Below are 25,905 nucleotides of genomic sequence, written 5' to 3'. Positions count from 1 at the left end.
CCGGGCATTCAGGGCGTATCGGACGAAGATCCACTGGGCTACGGTTGCCCGGCGCGTGGTCGCCGGCTGCCGTGGCCGGTGGTCCCCGAGATCCTCGCCGGCCACTCACACGTGGCCGTGCTCCCTCCCCGGCGATGACGAATGGAGTACGTGTGTCGATCAGCCTGACCAAAGGTCAGAAGGTCTCTCTCGCGAAGCGCGACGGCGCAAGTCTGAGCGTGGTCCGGATGGGGCTCGGCTGGGACGCAGTGAAGAAGCGTGGTCTCTTCGGCTCGAAGTCGCAGCAGGTCGATCTGGATGCGTCCGCGCTGCTGTTCGACGTGAGCGACAACCTGATCGACGCCGTGTGGTTCCGGCAGCTGCGCAGCCAGGACGGCTCCGTGCAGCACACCGGCGACAACCTCACGGGAGCGGGTGAGGGCGACGACGAGACGATCCTCGTGGACCTCACGCGGCTCTCGCCCGCGATCGGCCAGATCGTCTTCGTCGTCAACTCGTTCACCGGGCAGGACTTCTCCCAGGTCGAGAACGCCTTCTGCCGGCTCATCGACCAGACCACGGGCGACGAGATCGCCCGCTACGTCCTGTCGGGCTCGGGACGCCACAACGCGCAGATCATGGCCAAGGTCGCCCGCGGGGAGGGCGGAGGCTGGACCATGACGGCCATCGGCGCGGTCGCGTCCGGCCGCACGTTCCAGGAGCTGCTGCCGGTGACCGCCGGTCACCTCTGACGCGCCTGGCGCAGGGCCTGATCGCCGGGGCGGGCAGCCTCCGCGGCGTGCTCGTACAGCCACGCGAGCAGCTCGGCGCCCGCCGCCACTCCGGTGGCGACGGTGACGGCCAGGTGCGGGCGGGCGAAACCGGTGGCCGCGAGCTCGCCGTGGGCCGGGCGGATGGCGAGGCGGGCCGCGTCCAGGAGGTCGGCGTCGAGCAGCGAGTCGCCGGCGGCGAGGAACATCGTGCCGCCACAGCGGTCGAGCACCTCGGCCGCTGCCGCCGACTTCGTGAGGCCTTCGGGCACGGCGTAGACCTTGCGGCCCTGCAGCGACACCGTCCAGCCGCGGGGAGCGCACCAGGCGCTGAGCTCCTCGATCCAGCCGGCGGGCAGCGCCGCTCGCTCCACCACCGCGTAGCAGAAGAGCCCGGCGGCCGTGCGCAGCCGCAGGACGAACGCCCCGCTGCGGGCTCGCATGTGCGTCTCGACCTCGGCGGGTGGTGCGCAGCCCGCGAGCCGGGTACGCACCGCGGCGCTCCACCCGGCGTCGATCTCCCCGTCGACGAGCAGATGCCCGCCGTTGCTGGCGATCGCGTATCGCGCGGGCGGCCCGGGCAGGTGCACGCGGGCGAGCTGCGCGGGCGTGCGGGTGGTGGTCGGGACGACGACGGCCGTGTCCTGCAACGCGCGGAAGGCATCGGCCGCGGCCTCGGTCATGAACGACCGCGGCGCCCCGTCGTGGATCTCCACGCAGAGCAGCCGAGGCGCGTCGCTGTCGGGGCAGCGCAGGTCGAGCGCGGCAGGCGAGTAGATCGTGGTGCGGTCGAGGTCGAGGCAGACCACGGGACGCCCGCCGCCGGTCACCAGGGCGGATCCGGGCGCGGTCTGCGCCGTCACGGTGCCGCCGCCGTGGCCTCGGCACCGGCCGGGGTCCGGGTGTAGCCGGGATGGATCAGCCCGACACACGTATAGGGCAGGTCTGCCACCTCCTCGATGGGCACGTCGCGCTGCTGCGCGAGTAGCCGGATATGGGCGAGGTCGGCGGCGGGCGCACCTGCGCGCACCAACACCCGCCACGGCACCCGGCGCAGTAGCACCCTGGTTGTCTCGCCGACCCCGGGCTTGACGAGGTTGACGTCGCCGATCCCGTAGGCCTCGACGATGCTGTCGACGGCCCGGCGGCCGGCGTGGTCGGCGAAGCGGTCTGCGGGCGCCGTCGTGTCGCCGACGTGCGGGAACTGCGCGCTGACGGCGTCGAGGAAGCCGGCCGAGACGTCGGAGCAGGCGAGCTCCGCGTAGAACTTGGCCCCGTGGTAGCGCTGGGGTCCCACCAGGCGCGGGTGCAACACGGTGCGGGAGACGAGCCCGGACACCGTCGAGTTCAGGCAGGCCGAGGCGATCAGCCAGTCCTCACGGGTGCCGAAGGTGGTGGCGCAGCGCCCGGGGTCGGCCAGCACCGCGAGCCGCGGGTCGAACCGCACGCCGGTGTCGTACTCGTGCTCGGCCACGGACGCCGCGAGCTCACGGGCGATCGCGCCCTTGCCCGTCCAGCCGTCCACGAAGACCACCCGGGACGGGTCGTGGTGTTCGGCGAGATGGTGCAGCGCGAGCCGGTCGATGCCGCGGCCACGCACGATCGACACGGCGTAGTGAGGCAGGTCGAGCCCGTGTGCCCATGCGGCCCAGCGCCGGATCAGCACACCGATCGGGGTGCCGGCGCGGGCGAGCGACGCGAGCACGACGTCGGGGCCACGCTCGCGGAGCACCAGTTCGGTGACCGTACCGACGGCCTGTGCCAGCCGGGGCGCGGTGGCGGCGAGCACCGACCGGTACAGCGCGAGATAACCCGCATCCGGGCGGTATTCGTGCGGGAGCGACTCGGCGTAGTGCGCACCGCTCTGAACGGCCTCCTCACGCTCCTCCGTGGGTGCCTCGAGCGGCACGCCGGAGAGATCGGTGAGCAGCCAGCCCACCTCGTCCGGTGCGTAGCTGCCGAACTGCGGGCCGCGCAGCGGGGCGGGGGTCACGGCGTGACCACCACGCTCGTGCGCCGGGCGTGCGGGGTGAGTGCCGGCAGCAGCCCGGTTCGCAGAGCGGGGGTGTCCCCGGGCGGGTCGACGACGACGAGGACGTGGTCCCACGGGGGATCGTGCGCGCCGCCGACGTTGTAGGCGAAGCGGGGGCCCGGCCCGTCGGCGGGGTCGTCGTGGGCGGGGAAGGCAATTCCGCTGGTGAGCGCGTACCCCGGCGAATCGACCACCACCGCGGGCGAGCGGGTGGTGCTGGAGAACGCGACGTCGTGGCCCGCGTCGGCGAGGGTCTGGGCCAGCCGCAGCGGCAGATGCATCAGCTCCTCGGTGCCGAGTACGAGGATGCGCTGGCCGGCATCGAGCCGGGCAGCACGCGCGAGGCCTGCGGCGACGTATGGGAGTGCGGCTGCGAGGCGCCGGTGGTGATCGGGTCCGACCCCGTGTCGGGCCCCTACCGGCAGTCCGACCGGCCACCCGAGCTCACTGAGCGCCACCCGGGAGGCGGGTCCGTTCGGGGCGGTGCGGGGAGTGGTACCGTCGCCGAGTTCGGCGCGAAGCGCGGCAGCGCGTTCGGCGAGGTCTGCGGGCAGCTCGATCGCGGCCTGCGCCAGCGCGACGACGTCGAGCCGCGCACCCAGCGCCGCGACGGCGTCGACGAGGTCGCTGCCGGGCGGACGCACGTCCACGAGAGCCGCCACGACGTAGCGCTCCCGTGGCGCGGTGCGGTGCAGCGCCGTGATGGTGTTCAGCGCGGTGCGCCCGGTGCTGAGCTCGTCGTCCACCAGCACGAGCGGCCGCCCGGCACGGAGCAGCGCGGAGTCGGCGGGAAGCAGCAGGTGGTCGGTGGCGTGCGAATGCTCCTCCGTGAAGCCGCCCGCCACGGCGAACCCGGGCACCCGCCGCCGGGTGGAGTGCAGGTACGTGGCCCCGCCCAGCCCTTCAGCCACACAGTGCCCCAGCGCGGTGGCCGTCTCGGCGAAGCCGATCACCAGGGTGTTCGACGCCGCGGCGATCGCCCGCTCGGCGTCGGTGTGCAGCGCGGCGGCCGCAGAGCGGTCACCACGGACGGCCGCGTGCAGCGTCTGCGCCGGTAGTGGTCTCGCCGGGCGTCCGGCCAGCGCGTCGGCCACCAGACCGCCCAGCAGCAGCCCCGCGGCGCGGACCAGACGAGGGTCGGCAGGCACGTGCTTGCCGAGCACCCGGGACACGAGCAGCTGAGCACGGCGCGGGTTGCGACGCAGCGCCAGGCCCAGCAGCACGGTGGGGTCGACACCCGGGCCGACGGGCCGCAACCGGATGCCGAGCCGGTCGACGGGAGCGCTTGCGATGCCGGTCATCGGGACAGGCTCGCGGCGAGCAGATCGACGAAGGAGACGTCGTCAGCGGCCACGCCGAACGCCTGCGCGCGCAGCATCGTGAGCCTGGCCCACGCAGTGTGCGGGCCGGTCTCGTTCATCTTGTTGCCATGGCCGGACGCCAGCACGCCGCCGGCCCGACCGGCCCGCAGGACGTCGGACGCGTCGCGGTGCTCCTCCGCGGAGACCACCGACAGTGCGTTGACGACGGCGACGTGGCTCGGGTGGATGGCCGTCTTGCCGATCAGCCCGTTGGCCCGGTCGAGCAAGACCTCGCGGATCAGCCCGTCGATCGCCCGGTCGAGGAGCCGCCCGCGCAGCTCCGGTTCGTTGTGCTCGGTGAACGGCGACGACCGCAACAGCGGCTTGAAGATCCGTTCGACGCCTGCGTAGTACTCCCACACAGGCCCGGTGACGGTGAACCCGCTGCCGTCGGCCCGGCCCAGGACGTTCACGACGTCGGCGATCAGGCTGCTCACCACCTTGACGTCGTAGATCGACAGATCCGGTGAGCGGCGCAAGCCGTAGAGAGCGCAGAGGTCGGTGGCCCCGAGCCGCACAGCGAGGATCCGGCGCCGATCGCGGTGCAGGAGCGCGCGCAGCCGGGTCAGTTCGTCGACGCGCGTCTCGGCATAGAGCACGGCGCCCGACTCGATCACGGGCATGGCGAGCAGCGCTGTGCCGGCCATGGCGTCGGCCTCGTCGAGGGCGTGCAGGTACTCGGTGCCGCTCGTGGCCGTGAACTTCGGCATGACGAACCCGTCGAGCACCGCTGCGGCCGGTCCGAGGCGGGCCACCAGCTGCGGGATCTGCGCCGCGTGCCGGACCCGGACGAACAGGATCGGTGGCTCGGCCTCGGGCTCGTCGTGCAGGTCCGTCAGCGCTGCCACCAGGTTGGCCTCACCCTCGGCCACCTGATCGTCCGCGATCGCGTCCTCCAGGCAGACGACCACCGACGTGACGCCGGCGGTCGCCTGCTTGACGATGTCGGCGGCCAGAGCCGGCCGGGTGGCCGGCATGTAGAGCGTGGCGCCGAGAGCCACCGAGAGCAGCTCCCGGCCGCTGCGGCGGTGGAAGGGCTCCGGTGGTGAGGCGAACAGTGCGCCCGTCTCGGACGCGCTCAGGTACCCGAAGTGCCGCACGCGACCGACCCTTTCCGAGCTCGCCCGGTTGAGGCACGTACTCCCGGGAGGCGGTGATCGACGGTGCCCCGGTCCGGGCGCGGGTGGAGCTGGTTGCTGCGTGTCAGACGTTGACGCCGTAGTCGCGGGCGATGCCCGAGAGCCCGGAGGCGTATCCCTGGCCGACGGCGCGGAACTTCCACTCCGCACCGTTGCGGTAGAGCTCCCCGAAGACCATCGCCGTCTCGGTGGAGGCGTCCTCGCTGAGGTCGTAGCGGGCGATCTCGGCTCCGCCGTCCTGGTTGACGACCCGGATGTAGGCGTTGCGGACCTGGCCGAAGCTCTGGGAGCGGGCGTCGGCGTCGTAGATGCTGACGGCGAAGACGACCTTGTCGGCCTGCGGGGCCATCGCGGCCAGGTTGACCTTCACCTGCTCGTCGTCGCCCGCGCCCTCGCCGGTGACGTTGTCGCCGGTGTGCTCGACCGTGCCATCAGGGGTGGTGAGGTTGTTGAAGAACACGAAGTGCTTGTCGGAGAGCACCTTGTCGCCTGCGCCGGCCACGATCGCCGAGGTGTCGAGATCGAAGTCGGTGCCGGTGGTGCTGCGCACGTCCCACCCGAGGCCGACGATCACGGCCGTGAGGTCGGGGGCCTGCTTGGTGAGACTGACGTTTCCACCCTTGGTGAGGCTGACGCTCACGTCACTGCTCCACATCTGGTTGTCGAGAGGCCGGATGATCTCGGTGCGACCCTATCGGGACGAACGGGACGTACGGCACGTCCAACATCAGCAACGGTGAAATCGGGGGCCGGGTTCCCTGCTGCCCGCGACCTGCTGTGTCGCAGGCCCGTCGGGTGCGGAACTGTCGGGCGACGGTCCTACACTCGCCGTCGATGAGCCCCGCCACACGCACCCCACAGAAGCCGGCCGCGCCGGCGCCGGCCTCGCCGTCGTCCACCGGGCGACGGCTCCTGCTGCTCGATGGCCACTCGCTGGCCTACCGCGCGTTCTTCGCGCTGCCTGCGGAGAACTTCCGCACCGGCACGGGGCAGACCACCAACGCGGTCTACGGCTTCACGTCGATGCTCATCAACCTGCTGCGCGACGAACAGCCCACCCACCTCGCGGTGTGCTTCGACGTCTCCCGCGCCACGTTCCGGTCCGAGCGCTACACCGAGTACAAGGCCAACCGCACCACCACTCCCGACGACTTCCGGGGCCAGGTCGACCTCATCAAGGAGGTGCTGCGGGCGCTGGGCATCCCCGATTTCGGTGTGGAGGGCTTCGAGGCCGACGACCTGATCGCCACGCTGGCCACCCAGGCGGAGGCCGACGGCTTCCAGGTGCTCATCACCACGGGCGACCGCGATGCGTTCCAGCTGGTCAGCGACGACGTCACGGTGCTCTACCCGAAGCGCGGGGTGTCCGATCTCGGCCGCATCGACCCTGGCGAGGTGATGAACCGCTACGGCCTCACCCCTGCCCAGTACCCGGATTTCGCGGCGCTGCGGGGCGACCCCAGCGACAACCTGCCGAGCATCCCGGGCGTGGGGGAGAAGACGGCCGCGAAGTGGATCCGCGAGTTCGGTTCGCTCGCCGAGCTCACCGACCGCGTCGACGAGGTCAAGGGCAAGGCGGGCGACGCCCTGCGGGCCCACCTGGCCGGTGTGCTGCTCAACCGGCAGCTCACCGAACTGATCCGCGACGTGCCGCTCGACGCGGCGCCTGCCGATCTCGAGCTGCGGCCGTGGGATCGCGACGCCGTGCACCGGCTGTTCGACGAGCTGGAGTTCCGCGTGCTGCGTGAACGGCTGTTCGCCACGCTGCAGAGCGCGGAGCCGGAGGCCGAGGGCGGCATCGAGGTGCAGGGCGGGGCCATCGAGCCGGGTGGCGTCCGGGCCTGGCTCCACAGCCATGCCCGCGACGGGCGCCGTGTCGGTCTCGCGTTCCACGGCATCACCGGCGGGGCCACCGCGGGCGACCTCGCCGGCATCGGACTCGCGGCGGGCGAGCCCACCGTGGAGGCGCGCGCGGAAGGTGCGCTCGCCGGCGTGCCGCAGGCCGCCTACCTCGACGTCGTCAAGCTCACGCCCGACGACGAGGCCGCGCTGGGGGAGTGGCTCGCCGACCCGTCGGTGCCCAAGGCGGCCCACGACGCCAAGTCGGCGCTCCACGCGCTGCGCGGACGCGGCTGGAGCCTCGCCGGGCTCACCAGCGACACGGCGCTCGCCGCGTATCTCGCCCGGCCGGGGCAGCGCAGCTTCGACCTCGCCGATCTGGCGCTGCGCTACCTGCGTCGCGAGCTTCGTGCCGACGGTGAGGCCGAGGACGGCCAGCTGTCGCTGCTCGGCGGCGAGGAGGAGGCCGACGCGGCCCGCGCGCAGACGCAGATGATCGCGGCCTCGGCCGTCGCGGAACTGGCCGATGCCCTCGACGCCGAGCTGGCCGAGCGCGGCGGCACCGAACTGCTGGCGGAGCTCGAACTGCCGCTGGAGTTCGTGCTCGCCGATCTGGAGAAGGCCGGCATCGCCGTCGACGGCGAGGCCCTCGCGGCCCTGGAGGCCGAGTTCGCCGCTCAGGTGAAGCAGGCCGCACAGGACAGCTACTCCGTGATCGGCAAGGAGATCAACCTCGGCTCGCCGAAACAGCTGCAAGCGGTGCTGTTCGACGAGCTCAACATGCCGAAGACCAAGCGCACCAAGACCGGCTACACCACCGATGCCGACGCGCTGCAGACGCTCTACGAGCAGACGGGCCACGAGTTCCTCTCCCACCTGCTGCTGCACCGCGACGCCACCCGGCTCAAGGTCACCGTCGACGGCCTGCTCAAGTCCGTCGCCGACGACGGGCGGATCCACACCACCTACAGCCAGACGATCGCGGCCACCGGTCGCCTGAGCTCCACCGAGCCCAACCTGCAGAACGTCCCGATCCGCACCGCGGCGGGCCGGCGGATCCGCGAGACGTTCGTGGTCGGCCCCGGATACGCGGAGCTGATGACGGCCGACTACAGCCAGATCGAGATGCGGATCATGGCCCATCTGTCGGAGGACGCCGCGCTGATCGAGGCCTTCCGCTCGCGCCATGACTTCCACGCGCAGACGGCCGGGCGGGTCTTCGACTGCGAACCCACCGAGGTCTCGGGGGAGCAGCGCGCCAAGATCAAGGCGATGAACTACGGGCTGGCCTACGGGCTCTCCTCGTTCGGCCTGGCCGGGCAGTTGCGGATCTCCACAGAGGAGGCCCGTGGGCTCATGGACGAGTACTTCAACGTCTTCGGTGGAGTGCGCGACTACCTGCGCAGCATCGTCGACATCGCCCGCAAGGACGGCTTCACCGCCACCATCCTCGGCCGCCGCCGTTACCTGCCCGACCTCACCAGCGACAACCGTCAGCGCCGGGAGATGGCCGAGCGGATGGCGCTGAACGCTCCCATCCAGGGCAGCGCCGCCGACATCATCAAGGTCGCCATGCTCGGTGTGCACAGGGCCCTCACGAGCGAGGGGCTGCGCAGCCGGATGCTGCTGCAGGTGCACGACGAACTCGTGCTCGAGGTGGCCGATGGCGAACGCGAGGCCGTGGAGAGCTTGGTGCGGCGCGAGATGGGTGCGGCCGCGCAGCTGAGCGTGCCGCTCGAGGTGTCGGTCGGCTACGGCCGCAGCTGGGACGACGCGGCCCACTGACCGGGCGTGCAGCGAGGTCTCCACCCGCAGCAACGCCTGCCCGCGGCGCAGCACGCCGTCATCGAGCGGTTCGCAGCGCACTCCGCCCCGCCCGCGCATCCCGCGGAACGCGCCCGGGGCGAGCACCACGTCCATCCAGCGGCAGGGGTTGGCGGGGCGGTGCGCGCGGAACCGCACCGGCCCGTCACCCGAATCGAGGCTGAAGACCGCCCCCTCGGTGCCGCGCCCAGCCGCGAGCCGGTCCACCGGGAAGCCGCGCACTACCACGTTCCGGCGCGTCAGACCCGCATCGGGCACGGCCGCCAGACCCAGCTCGCGGGCGACCTCGTCGAGTGACTCCGCCGCGAAGAACGTGACCGCCGCCCTGCGGTGGGCCGCGTGCCCGAAGTAGCGGTCCCCGACGAGTCCGAGACCCGCCCTGACCTCGACGTACTCGGGGTGCGTCCCGGCCGGGTCGGGCCGGGGTCCGTCCTGCGGCCGCCCCTCGAAGGCGTGCACGGGGGAGACGAGCAGGTCGACGATCTCCACGGGCACTTCGAGCCCCTGCTCCCCGATCGTCACGACACCGACGCTACCTCCGACCGACCCCCGGCAGCTCGGCCCGCTGCCCCGGCTCCCGGGGGCGCGCTCCCCGGGTGCCGGGCCCCGAGCCTCTCGCCTCGAACGATGATCACCATTTGGGGACGCGGAGCTGGGTAGAGCGTGGTTGCCGACCCGCGTTTGGTGATCAGGGCCGGGTATCCGCGGCGGCGCGCTGGTGGGCGTGGTCGCCACGGGTGGTGATCGCTGTTTCGGGACGTGGAGCGGTGTGCCTGGCGGGTCCCGGTCCCCGTTTGGTGATCACGAGTGGGCGTCGGTCGCGGGGACTGGTTGGCGTGGTCGCCGCGGGCGTTGATCACCGTTTGGGGACGCGGAGCTGGGTAGAGCACGGTTCTCGACCCCCGTTTGGTGATCATGGCCGGGTATCTGGCGCGGAGTACGGGTTGGTGTGGCCGCCTCGGGTGATGATCGCCATTTGGGGACGCGGAGCTGGGTAGAGCGCGGTTGCCGACCCCCGTTTGGTGATCATGGCTGGGTATCCGCGGCGGCGCGCTGGTTGGCGTCGGCTGCCACGGGTGATGATCCCCGTTTGGGGACGCGGAGGCGTGTAGAGCGCGGTTGCCGACCCCGGTTTGGTGATCATGGCTGTATCCGCCGCGGAGCGCTGGTGAGTGTGCCCGCCACTGGTGGTGATCGCTGTTTGGGGACGTGGCGGTGTGTGTGGCGCGGTTGCCGGTCCCCGGGTGGTGATCTTGGCTTGCACCGGCCTGGTGCCCCTGGGGGCTGGTGCAGGTGCGGCCGACCCCGGTGTTGGGCGCCATGTGGGACGCGGCGATGAACTGCTGGTCGACCGGTGGCCGGCTGATCCGAGGCGCCGCGCGCCCCGGGCCGTTGGATGTGACCCACCGTCCGTACCGCGGGCAGAAACTGCGCTTGAAGGAGGCGGCGTGGCCGAGGTCCGGCTGGCGGTCGCGACCGAGGAACGGGGCCGGCAGCCCAGGGACTGTGCCGGACGGCCGCCGGTGATGATCGCCGTTCCAGGACCTGGAGCTGTGTGTAGGGCGGTTGCCGGTCCCGGAATGGCGATCTTGATGTGGCACGGGCTGGTGCCGCAGGAACCGTTGCAGGTGCGGCCCGGCCCCGGCCTTCATCACCGCTGGAGACCCGGCGATGAATCTGCTGGTCGACAGGCCGGCCCATCCCACGGCGCCGGGCCCCGGTCCGGGCGCCACCGTCCGGCCCGCCCGCCAACACCGCGCTCGGCGGAGCCGTCTGGAGCGCGGTCGCCGACCTCCGCTGGTGTGCCTGTGCCTACACGGCGGGCCTCCGGCATCGATCGTCACCCCTGGAGCGGTGTGGAGCGCGGTCGCCGACCTCCGGCTGGTGTGCCTGTGTCTGCACGGCGGGCCTCCGGCGTTGATCGTCATTTCGGGCCTTGGCGCCGTGTGTGGCGCGGTTCCCGACCCCCGTTCGGTGATCATGACCTGGCGTACGCCGCCGAGCACCGGTGGTGTGGCTCCTCCGGGTGTTGATCACCATTTCGGGACGCGGAGCAGGGTGTGGCACGGTTGCCGGTCCCCGGCTGGCTTCCCCGGCCGCGTGCCAGGGGCCGGCCGGGGAAGCGTGTCCGGCGGGGCCGCCTCGACCCGTGCCGGGAGCGCCGGTGCCGCGCGTGTCGAGTTGGCTCGGCCGCCGATCGCGCGCGCCGGGTGCCCGGGGCGTGACGGCGTGCTTCTACGCCGTCCTCAGGTTCTCGGGCGCCGTCCGGCGAGGACGCGGGCCGGGGGGAGGTTGCGCCAGACCGGCGGGCTGACCGTGAGTTCGGCGAAGGCCGCCCGGAGGTCGCGCTCCTGGCGGCGGGCCGGGGGCAGCAGATGGGTCACCAGCAGCGAGACCTGGGTGAAGGTGCCGGTCGGGGCGAGGGCCGCGGCGGAGATGGCGGGGATCGGTGCGGATGCGTAGGCGGCCCAGGGCAGGAGGCTGCAGATCGAGTCGGCCTTCGCGACCCCGTGGGTCCGCAACACGTCGGGGAGCTCGGCGGCGTCGGCGCACACGACGGTGACAGCGGGGTGTCGGGCGGCGAGCCTGCGCGCCAGCGTCGGGTTGATCTCGATGGCGATGTGGCGGCCGCGCCCGGCCAGCCTGCGCTGCAGGGTGTCGGTGACGTGACCCGTCCCGGCCCCGAGCTCGACGACCACGGATCCATCGCCGATCACGTGTGGTGCGAGCATCGTGGCGACGAGCGCCTCCGAGCTCGCCGTCACGGTGGCGACCTGGGTGGGGGCGCGCAGGAACTCACGCAGCAGGATCCGGCCGTCGCGCATCGTCGGAGCGTACGGCGGCGGCGCGCGGGTGAACCCGGATCAGCGGCTGGGCACCCGGCATGCCACCAGTGGGTTTCCGTTCGGTGTCGCACAGGGGACGGCGACGAAAGTACGGGAGGATGCGCAGGTGAATGGTCCTGTTGTGCCGGCGGTGTTCCACCTGCGGCGAGCGCGCGACCTGATCGACCGCTATTACGCCGAGCCGCTCGATCTCGACGACATGGCCCGCGCCGCGGGCTTCTCCCGCTACCACTTCGCCCGCGGGTTCCGCGCGGCCTACGGTGAGACGCCCGGCCAGTACCTCACACGCAGGCGGGTGGAGCGGGCGCAGGACCTCCTGCGTTCGGCCGACCTCACCGTCACCGAGATCTGCCACCTCGTCGGGTTCACGAGCCTCGGCTCGTTCAGCGCCCGCTTCTCCGAGCTCGTGGGTGCGTCCCCCACGGCGTACCGCAAGGTGCACGCCGAGAGGGCGGCTCCGCGGGTGCCGGACTACTTCGTCATGGCATGGGGGCGGCCCGGCGCCACCACCGCAATCGCGGAGAAGCCCGCACCGGTGGAGCGGCCCTAGCGTCTGCGGCACACACCGTGATCGACCGGAGGGCCAGATGATCAGCAGGATGTCGCACACCACCGTGTACGTGCTCGACCAGGACTCGGCCAAGGAGTTCTACACCGAGAAGCTCGGCTTCGAGGTGCGCAACGACGTCACGATGGGCGCGGAGTTCGAAGGTGCGGGCGAGGGCTTCCGCTGGCTGACCGTCGGCCCGCCCGACCAGCCCGGCCTGGAGATCATCCTCGCCGCCGTCGGAATGGGCCACGATCCGGACACCGCTGACCAGATCCGCGCCCTCGTCGCGAAGGGCGCGCTGGGCGCGGGCGTGATGAACACCGACGACTGCCAGAAGACCTACGAGGAGCTCTCCGCTCGCGGTGTCGTGTTCACGCAGGAGCCCGCGCGGCGCCCGTACGGGATCGAGGCCCTGTTCCGCGACGACTCCGGCAACTGGTTCAGCCTGTCCCAGACCACGGCCTGACCCAGCGGTGGCGGAAGGGGCGTCCGGTCAGTCGTCGGAGGTGAAAGCGGCACGGGCGGCGCCGAGCCGGGCGATCTCCAGCCGGCGCCGCTGGTCCCGGGCCCGTTCCGCCAAAGCCGGCAGGTCGACGGTGGTGAGCTGCGGGTGGGCGGGGACCACCTCCATCAGCGCCAGCCAGAGCGCGAGTTTGCCCTCCACGCCGAGTCCGAGGCTCTCGGCCTGCAGCAGCAGCGACAGGTCCCGGCTGCCGGCCATCCGCTCGTGGACACCGATCCGATGCGCCTTCTCCACGACCCAGCCGACGGCCTGTTTCACGGGGTTCTGGCCGACCCCCACCTCGTCGACGAGGCCACGCAGCGTCTCGAGGTCCTCCTCGATGTCCGTGGCGATCGGCCCGAGGGCGGCCGCGTACGGAGTGCCCCGGACGGCCTCCTCGAGCTGGCGCGCCATCTCGACCCCCGCGTTGGCGCCGCCGAGGTGGTCGTTGAGGTACGTGCCGAGATGATCGACTGCTGACATGCTCGCTCCCTGCGTCGAGAAGTGTCGTCCCACACGGGTGTGCGGTGGCGACGGTCGCACGGACCGCTGAGGAAGTACCCGGCCCGCGGACGGCGCGCCCCCGCGAGCGCCCGATCGCACGCCGGTAGCCTGCCCCCTCGAACGGCTGTTCGCGCGTGAGGAGATGGTGTGCGGGTGCTCGGCGTCGACCCGGGGCTCACCCGGTGCGGGCTCGGCGTCGTCGACGGTGCCGGTGGGCGCACCGTGCGCTGCGTGGCTGTCGACGTCGTGCGGACGCCTGCGGACGCCCCGATCGCGGAGCGGCTGCTGGCGGTCGGTGCGGTGGTCGAGGACTGGATCGAGCGGTACCGGCCCGACGTGGTGGCGATCGAGCGCGTGTTCAGCCAGCACAACGTCCGCACGGTGATGGGCACGGCGCAGGCCAGCGGGGTCGTCGCGCTGCTCGCGGCCCGGGCCGGACTGCCGGTCGCGTTCCACACGCCCAGTGAGGTGAAGGCTGCCGTCACGGGCGAGGGCCGGGCGGGCAAGGAGCAGGTCACCACGATGGTCACCCGCCTGCTCAAGCTCGCCGAGGCACCGCGGCCCGCCGACGCGGCCGACGCGCTGGCCCTCGCGATCTGCCATTGCTGGCGAGCGCCCATGCTGGACCGGATGGCCCAGGCGCAGGCCCGGTCGGCCGAGTTGGCGCGGGCCCACAAGGCACGGGTGGCCGCGGCAGCGGCGAAGGCGGCAGCGGCGAAGGCCGCAGGGGAGGCATCGTGATCAGTTCGGTGCGCGGTGAGGTGCTGGAGATCGGCCTGGACCACGCCGTCGTCGAGGTGGGGGGCGTCGGCCTGGCCGTGCACGCCACCCCCAGCACTCTGGCCGGGCTGCGACGGGGGCAGCCCAGCCGGCTCGCCACGGCGCTCGTGGTGCGGGAGGAATCCCTCACCCTGTTCGGTTTCGCCAACGACGAGGAGCGCGAGCTCTTCGGGCTGCTACAGACGGTCAGCGGCATCGGACCGCGCACGGCGCTCGCCACCCTCGCCGTGCTCGCGCCGGACGTGCTGCGCCGCGCGCTCGTCGACGGTGACCTGACGACGATCACCCGCGTGCCCGGCATCGGGCGCAAGGGCGCGGAACGACTGGTGCTGGAGCTGCGCGACAAGGTGGTGGCATCGGCGGCCGCGCCGGCCGCAGTGCCGTCGGCGGCGCTGAACAGCGCGAACCCGCGTCGTGACCAGGTGGTGGAGGCCCTCGTCGGGCTCGGCTTCACCGCGAAGCCCGCGGAGCAGGCGGTGGACGCGGTGCTGGCCGGTGAGGCCGACGCGGACGCCAGCACGCTCCTGCGGGCGGCGCTGACGCGCCTGGGCAGGTCCCGATGAGGACAACGTGCTCGGGCGGGGGACCGCGATGAACGACGTCGCACTCACGCCGGGGCCCGAGCCCGAAGACCTGGAGGTCGATGCCAGCCTGCGGCCTCGTTCCCTCACCGAGTTCATCGGGCAGCCGCGGGTCCGCGAGCAGCTGGAGCTGGTGCTGGAGGGGGCGCGGCGGCGCGGTGACCCACCCGACCACATCCTGCTGTCGGGCCCGCCGGGGCTGGGCAAGACGAGCCTCGCGCTGATCGTCGCCGCCGAGATGGGTGCCGCGATCCGGCTGACGTCGGGCCCGGCGCTGGAACGCGCAGGCGACCTCGCCGCGATGCTGTCCAACCTCGAGGCAGGCGACGTCCTCTTCATCGACGAGATCCACCGGATCGCCCGGCCCGCCGAGGAGATGCTCTACCTCGCGATGGAGGACTTCCGGGTCGACGTGGTGGTGGGGAAGGGCCCGGGCGCCACGTCCATTCCGCTGGAGATCGCACCGTTCACGCTGGTCGGGGCCACCACCCGGTCGGGGGCGCTCACCGGTCCGCTGCGCGACAGGTTCGGTTTCACCGCCCATATGGAGTTCTACGAGCCGGCGGAACTGGAGCTCGTGCTGCGCCGTGCCGCGGTGATCCTCGATGTCGATCTGCGCCGTGACGGTGCCCACGAGATCGCGGGCAGGTCCCGGGGCACCCCGCGTATCGCCAACCGACTCCTGCGCCGCGTGCGGGACTTCGCCCAGGTGCGCGCCGACGGCGCCGTCACCAGGGAGGTGGCCCGGGACGCCCTGGCCGTCTACGACGTCGACGAGCTGGGCCTCGACCGGCTGGACCGCGCGGTCCTGGGGGCGCTGGTCCGGTCGTTCGGCGGCGGGCCCGTGGGCGTTTCGACGCTTGCTGTCGCAGTCGGCGAGGAACCCGGTACGGTCGAAGAGGTCTGCGAGCCGTACCTGGTAAGGGCCGGAATGCTGGCCCGCACCCCCCGGGGACGGGTAGCCACGGCGGCGGCCTGGTCACATCTGGGCATCGCTGCGCCGCCGGACGTCACCCCGGGTGGCCCTCCCGCGTTGTTCTGAGCGGGGGCTGGCAGACTCTGGTGGCTCTCGACGTGCGGAGATACGGAGACCATGGACCTCTCGCTGCTGTTCCCACTACTCATCCTGCTGCTGTTCATCCCGATCTTCCTGTCCGGCCGGCGCCAGCGCCGGCAGATGGCGGAGACACAGGCGCTTCAGCAGTCGCTGGAGAACGGCGACGTGGTCGTGACCACGTCCGGTCTCCGCGGCACGGTCATCGACGCCTCCTACGAGGACACCGTCGACCTCGAGATCGCGGACGGCGTGGTCACCACCTGGCTGCGCGCCGCGATCCGGGAGAAGGTGACCCACCACGACCCGGTGGAGGAGCCGACCGTGATCGACGCGCCGCCGGCCCCGGTGGCGCCGGCCGATCCGACGCCCGACGCGTCGCCGTCGCTGGACAAGGCGCCATCGTTGGAGAAGGACGACTCCGCGAACGGCTCCTCCCGCAACTGACGATGCGGGCGTACTGACAGGAAGAGATCTGTAGCAGTGGCAACCACCCCGGGTCGGATCCGTCCCTGGCGCTACCTCGCGGCGTTCCTCGGCATCGTCGTCGTGCTCTACGCACTGGTGTTCTTCACCGGGGACGGCCGGGCCACACCAAAGCTCGGCATCGACCTGCAGGGTGGCACGCGTGTCACCCTGCAGGCGCGCACCGAAACCGGCGCCGAGCCGCCTCGGGAGCAACTCCTGCAGGCCCAGGAGATCATCGAGGATCGGGTCAACGGCCTCGGCGTCAGCGGCGCCGAGGTGGTGCTCGACGGCAGCAACCTCACCATCACGGTTCCCGGCCAGGAAGGGGACCAGGCCCGCGACCTCGGCCAGACCGCGCAGCTGAGGTTCCGCGAGGTCATCGGCGGTCCGGTGGCGGCCACTCCACCTGCCCCGCCGGGCGGCGCTCCCGCCGCTCCGGGTGGGGTCGCCCCCGCGCCGGGCGCCCCCGCTCCCGGCGCTCCGGCACCCCCGCCGGGTGCCCCTGCTGCTCCTCCGCCCGCCGCACCGGCGAACCCCGCCCAGCAGCCGCAGGGCGCGGCCGACCCGTCGGCGCCTGTCGAGCGCGGCGTCGCCCCGGTCGCCTTCACCCAGCCGCTGCAGAACCCCACGCCTCCGCCCACGCCTGCGCCGCCTCCGCCTCCTCCGCCGGCCGCGGGATCGGGCACGCCTGCGGGTCCGGCCGACCCGCAGCTCGCCGCCGAGATCAACCAGGCCCGCGAGCTCCGCCAGAGCACCGACCCGGCTGTCCAGCAGACGGCGCTGGCCACCCTGGACTGCAACGTGCGTGACCCTCTGAAGGGCTACGACGACCCGACGCGCCCGCTGGTCGCCTGCAGCCAGGACCGCACCGAGAAGTACGTCCTCGGCCCCGCCTTCCTCGAGGGCACGCAGATCGACAACGCCATCGCGCAGCAGAACACCCAGGGCGCCGGCTGGGTCATCAGCCTCACGTTCAAGAGCCAGGGTGCCGCGACCTGGGGCCAGTACACCTCGCAGAACATCGGCAAGAGCGCTGCGTTCGTGCTCGACGGCGAGGTCGTCTCGGCGCCCACGATCCAGAGCGCGATCTACGGACCCACCGAGATCTCCGGACAGTTCAACCAGGAGTCCGCTCAGCGGCTCGCGGGCATCCTGCGGTACGGCTCGCTGCCGCTGTCGTTCGCGTCGTCGGAGGCCCAGACGGTCTCGGCCACGCTCGGGCTGGCCTCGCTGCAAGCGGGCCTGATCGCGGGTGCGCTGGGGCTCGCCCTGGTGTTCGTCTACTGCCTCTTCTACTACCGGATCCTCGGGGTGCTGACGATCCTGTCGCTGGTGCTCTCCGGCGTGATCGTCTACGGCGTTCTGGTGCTGCTCGGGCGGTGGATCGGGTTCACGCTCGACCTCGCCGGGGTGGCCGGGTTCATCGTCGCCATCGGCATCACCGCCGACTCGTTCGTGATCTTCTTCGAACGGCTCAAGGACGAGATGCGCGAGGGCCGCACGTTCCGGTCGGCGGTCCCACGAGGCTGGGTCCGGGCGCGGCGGACGATCCTGTCGGCCGACGCGGTCAGCTTCCTTGCCTCCGCCGTGCTGTACCTGCTCGCGCTGGGGCAGGTGAAGGGCTTCGCGTTCACCCTGGGCCTGTCCACCGTGCTCGACCTGGTCGTCGTGTTCCTGGTGACCCATCCGCTGGTGGCGCTCGCGTCCAGCTCCCGGCTGTTCAGCAGTCCCACGCTGTCCGGCCTCGGTGCGGTGGCGCGGATCGGTGCCGATCGCAAGCGGGCCGCAGCCGCGGCCGGCGCATCGAAGGGAGCCTGAGGGATGGCCACCACCCCTTCCCGGAAGACGGGCCGCCTCTCCGGCCTCTACACCGGCACCGGCTCGTTCGACATCGTCGGGCGCAGGCGCGTCTGGTACGTCGTGTTCGGGCTGTTCATGCTCATCTGCATCGGGTCGATCATCTTCCGTGGCTTCAACCTCGGCATCGACTTCACCGGTGGCACGCAGATCCAGTTCTCGTCGGCCGGCACGGCCGTGTCTGCCGACGTGCAAGCGGTCGGCAGCGTCTACGAGCACGTCACCGGGCACGAGGCCGCCGCCGTGCAGACGGTCGGCACCGGCAACTCGGCCTCGGTGCTCATCCGCTCCGAGTCGCTGAACCCCACTCAGCTCGTGCAGCTCAAGCAGGCGCTGTTCGACACGTTCAAACCGATCGGGCCCACCGGGGCGCCCTCGCTGCAGGCGATCAGTGACAGCGACGTGAGCGGAAGCTGGGGCGGGCAGATCACCCGGCAGGCGATCATCGCGCTGGCGGTGTTCCTCGTGCTGGTGACGGTCTTCCTGGCGTTCTACTTCGAACGCGCGATGGCGATCGCAGCGCTGATCGCCCTCGCCCACGACGTGATCGTCACGGCGGGCGTCTACTCGATCATCGGGTTCGAGGTCAGCCCGGCCACGGTGATCGGCCTGCTGACCATCCTGGGCTTCTCGCTCTACGACACGGTGGTCGTGTTCGACAAGGTCAAGGAGAACACCCGCGGCCTGCTCGGGCTGACGCGGCGCACGTACGGCGAGGCGGCGAACCTCGCGCTCAACCAGACGCTGATGCGTTCGATCAACACGTCGCTGATCGCGGTGCTGCCGGTGGTCGGGCTGATGGTGGTCGGTGTTGGCCTGCTCGGTGTCGGCACGCTGGCCGACCTCGCGCTGGTGCAGATGGTCGGCATCATCGCGGGCGCGCTGTCGTCGCTGCTTCTCGCCACCCCGCTGCTGGTCGACATCAAGATGCGCGACCGCAGGTACCAGCAGCAGGCGGCGCGGGTGGTGGCCCGTCGCCAGCGGGCCGCGTCCGCACTCGCCGGTGAGCCGGACGGGCAGCCCGACGGCGACCCGGACCTGTCCGACGACGGGGTGCTCGCCACCGAGCTACGCCGGGAGCGGGCGATGGCCGCGGCGGCGAGCCGCCCGGCCCGGCCCGGCAAGTCGGTGGAGCAGCGCGGCGGCCGCACGGCCCGGCCCACGGGCAAGGCGTCGCGGCCCGCCGGCAAGCGGCGGGGATGAGCGAGCTCGCGAGCGAACCATCGACAGTGAGTGAGCTTGCGAGCGAACCCATCGATCACGCGCGAGCTCGCGTGTGCACCATCGACAGTGAGCGAGCTCGCGAGCGGAATCATTGATAGTGCGCGAGCCCGCCGGCGGATCATTGAGACAGCGCGAGCGTGCGAGCGAATCGGCGGTACAGCGCCTTCGCGCAGCGCTGACCGAGCGTAGCGAGGAATGACGATGAGCGAGCTGGACGTGTCCGACGCCGAGACGGAGGCCGCGCTCGAACGCGTGGCGGCGCTCATCCGTGACGTTCCTGATTACCCGGCACCCGGCGTCCTCTTCCGGGACATCACGCCGGTGCTGGCCGACCCGGAGGCGTTCGCGACGGTCACCACCGAGCTGGCGTCGCTGGTCGGTGATGCCGATGTCGTGGTCGGGGTGGAAGCTCGTGGTTTCCTGATCGGTGCGGCGGTGGCCGTCGTCGCCGGCACCGGCGTGGTGCCCGTCCGCAAGGCCGGGAAGCTGCCGCGGGTGGCGGCCTCTCGCACCTACGACCTCGAGTACGGCAGCGCCACTCTCGAGCTGTCGGCCGACACGGTGGCGCCGGGGGCGAAGGTGTTCATCGTCGACGACGTGCTGGCCACCGGGGGCACGGGGGTTGCGGCGTACAAGCTGCTGGCCGATGTGGGCGCCGACGTCATCGGCTTCGCGGTCCTGCTGGAGCTGGGGGCGCTCGGGGGTCGCGAGCAGCTCGCCCCGATCCCGGTGCACGCTTTGCTCAGCCTCTGAGCGGGCACCTGGTTCGAGCGCTACCGCCAGCAGGGGGATCAGCCCAGCCACTCCGCCGGCACGGGACTATCCTCCATCGGGTGGAGCGCGATATCGCATGACGGACCTACAGCCGGTCGCGCCGCCGCTCCCTGGTCCGGAGAGCCCGGTGGCGACCACGTCGAGGCCGTCGGCCACGCGTAGGGTGCGCGCCCGGATCGCCCGCCGGATGACGCCGCAGCGCGTTGCCGTCGTCGCCCCCGTTCTCGAGCCGCTCGCCAGCGTGCACCGCGCGCTGCACCCCAAGGCGGACCTCGCCCTGCTGCAGCGCGCCTACGACGTGGCCGAGTCGAAGCACGACGGCCAGAAGCGCAAGTCCGGCGACCCGTACATCACCCACCCGCTGGCCGTTGCCACCATCCTGGCCGAGCTGGGCATGGACACCACCACTCTCGTGGCGGCGCTGTTGCACGACACGGTGGAGGACACCGACTACCCGCTCGACCGGTTGCGTGCCGACTTCGGCGAAGAGGTGGCGCATCTCGTCGACGGGGTGACGAAGCTCGACCGGGTCGAGCTGGGCACCGCCGCCGAGGCGGAGACGATCCGCAAGATGGTCGTCGCGATGGCCCGTGACCCGCGGGTGCTCGTGATCAAGCTGTCCGACCGGTTGCACAACATGCGCACGATGCGCTTCCTGCCGCCGGAGAAGCAGGCCAAGAAGGCCCGCGAGACGCTCGAGGTGCTCGCGCCGCTGGCCCACCGGCTCGGGATGGCCACGGTCAAGTGGGAGCTCGAGGACCTGTCCTTCGCGATCCTGCACCCGAAGAAGTACTCGGAGATCGTCCGGCTGGTCGCCACCCGGGCGCCGTCCCGCGACACCTATCTCAAGCAGGTCATCGACGAGGTGATGCAGCAGCTCGACGCCGCCCGCATCGCCGCCACCGTCGAGGGCAGGCCGAAGCACTACTACTCGATCTACCGGAAGATGATCGTCAAGGGCCGGGACTTCGACGACATCCACGACCTGGTGGGCGTGCGTGTCCTGGTCGACGAGGTGCGCGACTGCTATGCCGCGATGGGAATGGTGCACGCGCTGTGGCAGCCGATGCCGGGGCGGTTCAAGGACTACGTCGCCCAGCCCCGGTTCGGGGTGTACCAGTCGCTGCACACCACGGTGATCGGGCCGGACGGCAAGCCCCTCGAGGTGCAGATCCGCACTCACGACATGCACCGCACCGCGGAGTACGGCATCGCGGCGCACTGGCGCTACAAGGAGAGCCCCCGCAGCCAGAACGGCGCGAACTGGTCCACGTCGGCCGTCGAGGTCGACGAGATGTCCTGGATGCGCCAGCTGCTCGACTGGCAACGAGAGGCGGCGGACCCCGGCGACTTCCTGGAGTCGCTGCGCTTCGACCTCGCCTCGCAGGAGATCTTCGTCTTCACCCCCAAGGGCGACGTCATCACGCTGCCCACCGGGTCCACCCCCGTCGACCTGGCGTACGCGGTGCACACCGAGGTCGGCAACCGGTGTATCGGGTCGCGCGTCAACGGCCGGCTGGTCGCGCTGGAACGCAAGCTCGAGTCGGGCGACGTCGTCGAGATCTTCACGTCCAAGGCCGAGGGCGCGGGTCCGAGCCGCGACTGGCTCGCGTTCGTCGCGTCACCGCGTGCCAAGACCAAGATCAAGCAGTGGTTCGCCAAGGAGCGCCGCGAGGAGGCGATCGAGGCGGGCAAGGAGGCGATCGCCCGGGAGGCACGGCGCACCTCGATGCCGCTGCAGCGGCTCGTCTCCGCCGACGCGATGGCGGCGTTGTCGCGCGAGCTGCACTTCCCCGACCTGTCCGGGCTCTACGCCGCGGTCGGTGAGGGCCACGCGAGCGCACGTCACGTCGTCCAGCGTCTCGTCGCGCTGCTCGGCGGTGTGGAGCAGGCAGAAGAGGATCTCGCCGAGCGCGCCACGCCGTCCACCGTGCGGCAGCGGCGCACCGGTGGTGACGCCGGCGTGGTGGTGCGCGGCGACGGCAGTATCACCGGTGGGGACCTCTCCGACCTGTACACCAAGCTCGCGCGCTGCTGCACCCCCGTGCCCGGCGACGACATCCTCGGGTTCGTCACGCGGGGCGGCGGCATCTCCGTGCACCGCACCGACTGCACCAACGCCTCCGACCTGCAGAACCGCTCGGAACGGCTGGTCGAGGTCACGTGGGCGGTCTCGCCGGGCTCGGTGTTCCTCGTGGCGATCCAGGTGGAGGCGCTGGACCGCCACCGCCTGCTCTCCGACATCACGAAGGTGCTGGCCGACGAGAAGGTCAACATCCTGTCGGCCTCGGTCACGACGTCGCGCGACCGCGTGGCGGTGTCGCGCTTCAGCTTCGAGATGGGCGACCCGAAGCATCTCGGCCACGTGCTGCGCGCTGTGCGCAACGTCGAGGGCGTCTACGACGTGTACCGGGTCACGAGCGCGAGCTAGCCGGCTCGCATGCCGCGTTGCCCGGCGAAGCGGACGCCGGGGATCAGCTCAGGTCCCAGAGGCCGCAGTTGTGCGCGGCAGCGAACTCGGCGGCCGGGCGCACTTCGGTGCCGTGCCCGGCGCCGGTGATCGTCAGGACCGAACCCGCGCCCGCCCATCGGGGCCAGACCGGGCCGCCCCCGCCGTTGGGGTTGCCGGTTGCGGCGAACCGCGCCCACGCGGCCACCATCTCCTTGGCCAGCGCCTGCTGTTCGGGGGTGAGCGCGGGCTGAGTGGGCACGAGGTCGAACAGGTAGGGCATCTCGGCCCCGTGGGTGACGCCGGTAGCGAGGTGGGGCGGCAGCGTCACGAACGGGGAGGGCGCCGTGGGGTCGGCGAACTCGTAGGCGTAGAGCGGTGCCCGGGGCCCGAGAATGCGCTGGGTGGCGAGCATGGTGCACGCATAGCCGCGGTCGGTGATGACGTCCGACCAGACCCGGCCCGGTGACCGGCCGGTGAGCGGGTAGGTGAGCATCGCGGCCTGGGCGCGCGTTCCGGCCGCCGCAGTGAGCAGGGTGCGGAAGCCGGCTGCGGTGAGCGGGGCGCCAGCCTGGTCGAAGAACACGGCGCTGAAGAGGGTGCCCTCGTCGCGAGTGATCCCGGCGAGCACCGGTACGGCACGCAGGTCGCGGTCCACCACGATGTCCGACGGGCGGCGCGGCAGCGCCGGGGTGCCCGTCGCAGGGCTCCAGTACACGCCTGCCCCCGCCACGAGCCGGTCGGTGGACACGGCACGCAGGCAGGCGACGGTCGGGGCAGGGGTCCGGCCGCGGTCGGGGCATCCGAACTGGCTCGCGACGGCCTCCCCGGCCGCCTCCACCAGGGGAAGCGGCTTCCAGGTGTCGCCACCGGGCCCGCTGCCGGGCCGGATGACGTCGACGATGTTCGCGGTGCTGCAGCCGCCGCTCTGCAGGATCACGCGGTGGAACAGCCCCACCGCACCGGGCGACGCGAGCTGCGCGCAGACACTGTCGGCACCCGCCGACTCTCCGGCCAGCGTGACCGAACCGGGGTTGCCGCCGAAGGCGGCGATGTTGCGTCGCACCCAATGCAGGGCCGCCTGCTGGTCGAGGATCCCGAACGTTCCGGAGCCGCTCAGTCCGGGCAGGCCGAAGAAGCCGAAGATGCCCAGCCGGTAGTTGACCGTGACGACCACCAGCGGCCCGGCTCTGACGAGGCGCCGCGGGTCGACGTCGGAGCCGGCACCGGCGTTGAAGCCGCCGCCGTGGATCCAGACGAGCACCGGCAGCTGCGATCTCGGCGTGGTGCCGGCCGGGACCGTGACGTCGAGCGTGAGGCAGTCCTCGCTCGTGCTGCCGGCTGCGGCGAGCGGGGCGGCGAGGGGTGTGGCCGGGGCCGCGGTGAGCTGGGCGCACCGGCTGCCCGGGCTGGTGGCGTTCCGCGTGCCGGTCCAGGACGGCGGCGGCTGCGGGGGTTCCCAGCGCAGCTCCCCGACGGGTGGCTCCGCGTAAGGGATGCCCTGGTAGCGCAGCACGTCGCCGTCGGTGGTGCCGAGGAGCTCGCCCTGCTCGATCCTGACCTGGTCGCCGAGCGGGGCAGCCGAGGGTTCAGGGGCCGCGGAACAACCGGTCAGCACGGCCGCCGCGGCCAGCACGACGACCGCTACGCGGCCCCCTCCGAACACCCGCCGGCTCAGCCGACGGTGACGGTCTGGATCTGGACGGGAGTGACGGGCTTGCCGTCACCGGTGCCGTTCGAGTTGTCCGACCCTGCCTTGGCGACGTTGTCCAGAGTGGCGAGGCCAGGGGCGCCGATCGTGCCGAAGACGGTGTAGTCGGGCGGGAGGGTGGAGTCGGCGTAGACGAGGAAGAACTGGCTGCCCCCGGAGTTGGGAGCGGAGGTCTTCGCCATCGCCACGGTGCCCCGCGGGTAGACCACGGAGCCGTTGGCAGCCGGGGCCAGCCCGGTGGGCGGCTCGTCGTTGATCGTGTAACCGGGCCCGCCCGAGCCGGTGCCGGTGGGGTCACCGCACTGCAGCACCTTCAGGCCCTCGGTGGTGGTGAGCCGGTGGCACGGGGTGTTGTTGTAGAAGCCCGCCTTCGCGAGGCTCATGAAGTTCTCCACGGCGCACGGACCGGTGGCGCGGTCCAGCGTCAGCGGGATCGCGCCCTTGTCGGTCTGGATCGTGGCCGGCACGGTGCCGTTGGTGCTCGCCTCCGTCAGGGTCGGGACGGGGACGGGCTTCGCGGCCGGATCCTGCGGCGTGGGCGTGAACGCGCAGTGGCCCAGTGCGGCGGGTGTGGCGGGAGCCGGTGTCGGACCCGGAGGGGCGGCGGCCGGGGACGGCGCGGAATCGCGGCCCACGGTGGAGAGCAGCACCACACCCACGACGACCACCACGACGACGGCGACCGATGTGATGATGGCGATCCGCTGGCGACGTTTGGCCCGCGCGGCCCGTCGCTGCTGCTGGTTCGCCAGCTTCCGCTTGGCCGCATCGCGCCGCATCTGGTTCGTCGCCACTCGGTACTCCCTCGCCCTCGTTACCCGGGCCGCAGGATAACGACTGTTCCTGTGAGGTTTCGGAGTGGTCACCAGCGCGTATGGGGAGTGCGGCTCCGTGCGGGGTAAACCGCGCGACCTGCGGTGGAGGGCAGGTCCTAGTCTGGTGGGGTGCTCGTCGCAGGATTTCCCGCCGGTTCGTTCCAGACCAACTGCTATGTCGTGGCAGCGGCTGCCGGCGAGGCGTGCGTGGTGGTCGATCCCGGCCAGGACGCCGTCGAGCCACTGGAGGAGCTGCTCGCCGAGCACCGCCTCACGCCGGTGGCGGTGCTGCTGACCCATGGCCACTTCGACCACACGTACAGCGTTGCGCCCGTGTGCGACGGCCATGACATCCCGGCCTGGATCCACCCGGAGGACCGGGAGATGCTCGCCGACCCGATGAAGGGCATCTCGGCGGAGGCGGCGGCGTTCTTCGGCGGCCGGATGGAGCTGCGCGAACCCCGCGAGGTCCGCGAGCTCTCCGACGGCAGTGCCCTCGACATCGCCGGGCTCACGCTGCGCGTCGACCACACACCGGGCCACACCCGCGGCTCCGTCGTCTTCACCACGCCCACAGAGGAGGGGATCGAGGTGATCCTTGCCGGCGACACGCTGTTCGCGGGCTCGATCGGCCGCACCGATCTCCCCGGAGGGGACCACGCGCAGATGATGGCGAGCCTGCACGACAAGCTCCTCACCCGCGACGACTCCGCGGTCGTGCTGCCCGGGCACGGGCCCACCACCACCGTCGGGCGGGAGCGGGCCTCCAACCCGTTCCTGCAGGGGCTGGACCTGCCCACCACGGGGCGTGGGCTGTGACGGCCGCGCGCAGCGAGGAGCGGGCCG

At 71.9% G+C, this 25,905-nt stretch carries 22 protein-coding genes and 1 pseudogene; 13 read left to right on the top strand and 10 right to left on the bottom strand.

Annotated elements, in window-relative coordinates:
- Window positions 1-152 precede the first annotated feature (152 nt).
- Complete coding sequence (locus MMF94_RS22030) at window positions 153-731, top strand: TerD family protein (RefSeq protein WP_241039021.1); 579 nt, start codon at window positions 153-155, stop codon at window positions 729-731.
- On the opposite strand, the gene MMF94_RS22025 is transcribed toward MMF94_RS22030, so the two are convergent.
- From MMF94_RS22025 to MMF94_RS22005, 5 genes are all read right to left on the bottom strand, one after another.
- Window positions 722-1,612: an HAD family hydrolase gene (locus MMF94_RS22025; RefSeq protein ID WP_241039020.1), complete on the bottom strand. Its 891-nt coding sequence runs from the start codon at window positions 1,610-1,612 to the stop codon at window positions 722-724. The genes MMF94_RS22030 and MMF94_RS22025 overlap by 10 nt on opposite strands.
- Complete coding sequence (locus MMF94_RS22020; RefSeq protein ID WP_241039019.1) at window positions 1,609-2,742, bottom strand: cysteine protease StiP family protein; 1,134 nt, start codon at window positions 2,740-2,742, stop codon at window positions 1,609-1,611. The genes MMF94_RS22025 and MMF94_RS22020 overlap by 4 nt, the downstream gene beginning before the upstream one ends.
- Window positions 2,739-4,082, bottom strand: coding sequence for a phosphoribosyltransferase family protein (locus tag MMF94_RS22015; RefSeq protein WP_241039018.1), 1,344 nt, complete (start codon window positions 4,080-4,082; stop codon window positions 2,739-2,741). The genes MMF94_RS22020 and MMF94_RS22015 overlap by 4 nt, the downstream gene beginning before the upstream one ends.
- Window positions 4,079-5,242, bottom strand: a complete 1,164-nt coding sequence (locus MMF94_RS22010; protein ID WP_241039017.1) for an HpcH/HpaI aldolase/citrate lyase family protein — start codon at window positions 5,240-5,242, stop codon at window positions 4,079-4,081. Before MMF94_RS22010 ends, MMF94_RS22015 begins: the two co-directional genes overlap by 4 nt.
- A 103-nt stretch (window positions 5,243-5,345) precedes the next feature.
- Window positions 5,346-5,921, bottom strand: coding sequence for a TerD family protein (locus MMF94_RS22005; RefSeq protein ID WP_241039016.1), 576 nt, complete (start codon window positions 5,919-5,921; stop codon window positions 5,346-5,348).
- Between the two features lie 194 nt (window positions 5,922-6,115).
- Here MMF94_RS22005 and polA point away from each other — a divergent pair, with 194 nt between their 5' ends.
- Complete coding sequence (polA, locus tag MMF94_RS22000) at window positions 6,116-8,905, top strand: DNA polymerase I (RefSeq protein ID WP_241039015.1); 2,790 nt, start codon at window positions 6,116-6,118, stop codon at window positions 8,903-8,905.
- Window positions 8,906-9,001: 96 nt separating this feature from the next.
- Here polA and MMF94_RS43575 read toward each other — a convergent pair.
- A pseudogene (locus MMF94_RS43575) lies at window positions 9,002-9,403 on the bottom strand (MOSC domain-containing protein); the annotation flags it as partial.
- Window positions 9,404-11,190: 1,787 nt separating this feature from the next.
- Window positions 11,191-11,769, bottom strand: coding sequence for a class I SAM-dependent methyltransferase (locus MMF94_RS21990; protein ID WP_241039013.1), 579 nt, complete (start codon window positions 11,767-11,769; stop codon window positions 11,191-11,193).
- 127 nt (window positions 11,770-11,896) lie between these two features.
- Between MMF94_RS21990 and MMF94_RS21985 the strand changes: the two genes are divergently transcribed.
- On the top strand, window positions 11,897-12,340 hold the full coding sequence (locus MMF94_RS21985) for a helix-turn-helix domain-containing protein (protein WP_241039012.1): 444 nt from the start codon (window positions 11,897-11,899) through the stop codon (window positions 12,338-12,340).
- Between the two features lie 49 nt (window positions 12,341-12,389).
- Window positions 12,390-12,806, top strand: a complete 417-nt coding sequence (locus tag MMF94_RS21980) for a VOC family protein (protein ID WP_338104305.1) — start codon at window positions 12,390-12,392, stop codon at window positions 12,804-12,806.
- Between the two features lie 27 nt (window positions 12,807-12,833).
- Here the strand turns inward: MMF94_RS21980 and MMF94_RS21975 are convergent, their stop codons facing one another.
- A complete protein-coding gene (locus MMF94_RS21975; protein ID WP_241039010.1) occupies window positions 12,834-13,325 on the bottom strand; it encodes a hypothetical protein in 492 nt (163 codons plus the stop codon).
- A 168-nt stretch (window positions 13,326-13,493) separates the two neighbouring features.
- Between MMF94_RS21975 and ruvC the strand changes: the two genes are divergently transcribed.
- From ruvC to MMF94_RS21935, 8 genes are all read left to right on the top strand, one after another.
- Window positions 13,494-14,087: a crossover junction endodeoxyribonuclease RuvC gene (gene ruvC, locus MMF94_RS21970; protein WP_241039009.1), complete on the top strand. Its 594-nt coding sequence runs from the start codon at window positions 13,494-13,496 to the stop codon at window positions 14,085-14,087.
- Window positions 14,084-14,689: a Holliday junction branch migration protein RuvA gene (gene ruvA, locus MMF94_RS21965; protein WP_241039008.1), complete on the top strand. Its 606-nt coding sequence runs from the start codon at window positions 14,084-14,086 to the stop codon at window positions 14,687-14,689. Before ruvC ends, ruvA begins: the two co-directional genes overlap by 4 nt.
- Window positions 14,690-14,717: 28 nt before the next feature.
- Complete coding sequence (gene ruvB, locus MMF94_RS21960; RefSeq protein WP_241039007.1) at window positions 14,718-15,749, top strand: Holliday junction branch migration DNA helicase RuvB; 1,032 nt, start codon at window positions 14,718-14,720, stop codon at window positions 15,747-15,749.
- Between the two features lie 51 nt (window positions 15,750-15,800).
- Window positions 15,801-16,208 (top strand): preprotein translocase subunit YajC, encoded by a 408-nt coding sequence (gene yajC, locus MMF94_RS21955; RefSeq protein ID WP_241039006.1) that lies wholly within the window; start codon window positions 15,801-15,803, stop codon window positions 16,206-16,208.
- A 36-nt stretch (window positions 16,209-16,244) separates the two neighbouring features.
- Entirely contained in the window at window positions 16,245-18,047 is a 1,803-nt protein-coding gene (gene secD / locus MMF94_RS21950) for a protein translocase subunit SecD (RefSeq protein WP_241039005.1), read from the top strand.
- A 3-nt stretch (window positions 18,048-18,050) separates the two neighbouring features.
- The gene (secF, locus tag MMF94_RS21945; RefSeq protein ID WP_241039004.1) at window positions 18,051-19,289 is read left to right on the top strand and encodes a protein translocase subunit SecF; all 1,239 of its coding nucleotides are present in this window, start codon (window positions 18,051-18,053) and stop codon (window positions 19,287-19,289) included.
- 222 nt (window positions 19,290-19,511) lie between these two features.
- Complete coding sequence (locus tag MMF94_RS21940) at window positions 19,512-20,063, top strand: adenine phosphoribosyltransferase (protein ID WP_241039003.1); 552 nt, start codon at window positions 19,512-19,514, stop codon at window positions 20,061-20,063.
- Window positions 20,064-20,160: 97 nt separating this feature from the next.
- Window positions 20,161-22,515, top strand: coding sequence for a RelA/SpoT family protein (locus tag MMF94_RS21935; RefSeq protein WP_241039002.1), 2,355 nt, complete (start codon window positions 20,161-20,163; stop codon window positions 22,513-22,515).
- Between the two features lie 43 nt (window positions 22,516-22,558).
- Here MMF94_RS21935 and MMF94_RS21930 read toward each other — a convergent pair whose 3' ends face one another.
- Window positions 22,559-24,199 (bottom strand): carboxylesterase/lipase family protein, encoded by a 1,641-nt coding sequence (locus MMF94_RS21930; protein ID WP_241039001.1) that lies wholly within the window; start codon window positions 24,197-24,199, stop codon window positions 22,559-22,561.
- A gap of 8 nt (window positions 24,200-24,207) precedes the next feature.
- On the bottom strand, window positions 24,208-25,038 hold the full coding sequence (locus MMF94_RS21925; protein ID WP_241039000.1) for a peptidylprolyl isomerase: 831 nt from the start codon (window positions 25,036-25,038) through the stop codon (window positions 24,208-24,210).
- A 150-nt stretch (window positions 25,039-25,188) separates the two neighbouring features.
- On the opposite strand from MMF94_RS21925, the gene MMF94_RS21920 reads away from it, so the two are divergent.
- A complete protein-coding gene (locus MMF94_RS21920; protein ID WP_241038999.1) occupies window positions 25,189-25,878 on the top strand; it encodes an MBL fold metallo-hydrolase in 690 nt (229 codons plus the stop codon).
- The last annotated feature ends 27 nt before the right edge of the window (window positions 25,879-25,905 follow it).

Origin of the sequence: Pseudonocardia alaniniphila (assembly GCF_022524485.1) — a bacterium.
GTDB lineage: Bacteria > Actinomycetota > Actinomycetes > Mycobacteriales > Pseudonocardiaceae > Pseudonocardia > Pseudonocardia alaniniphila.
The sequence above is the reverse complement of the archived record's forward strand: the minus strand, read 5'-3'. Positions and strand labels throughout refer to the sequence as shown.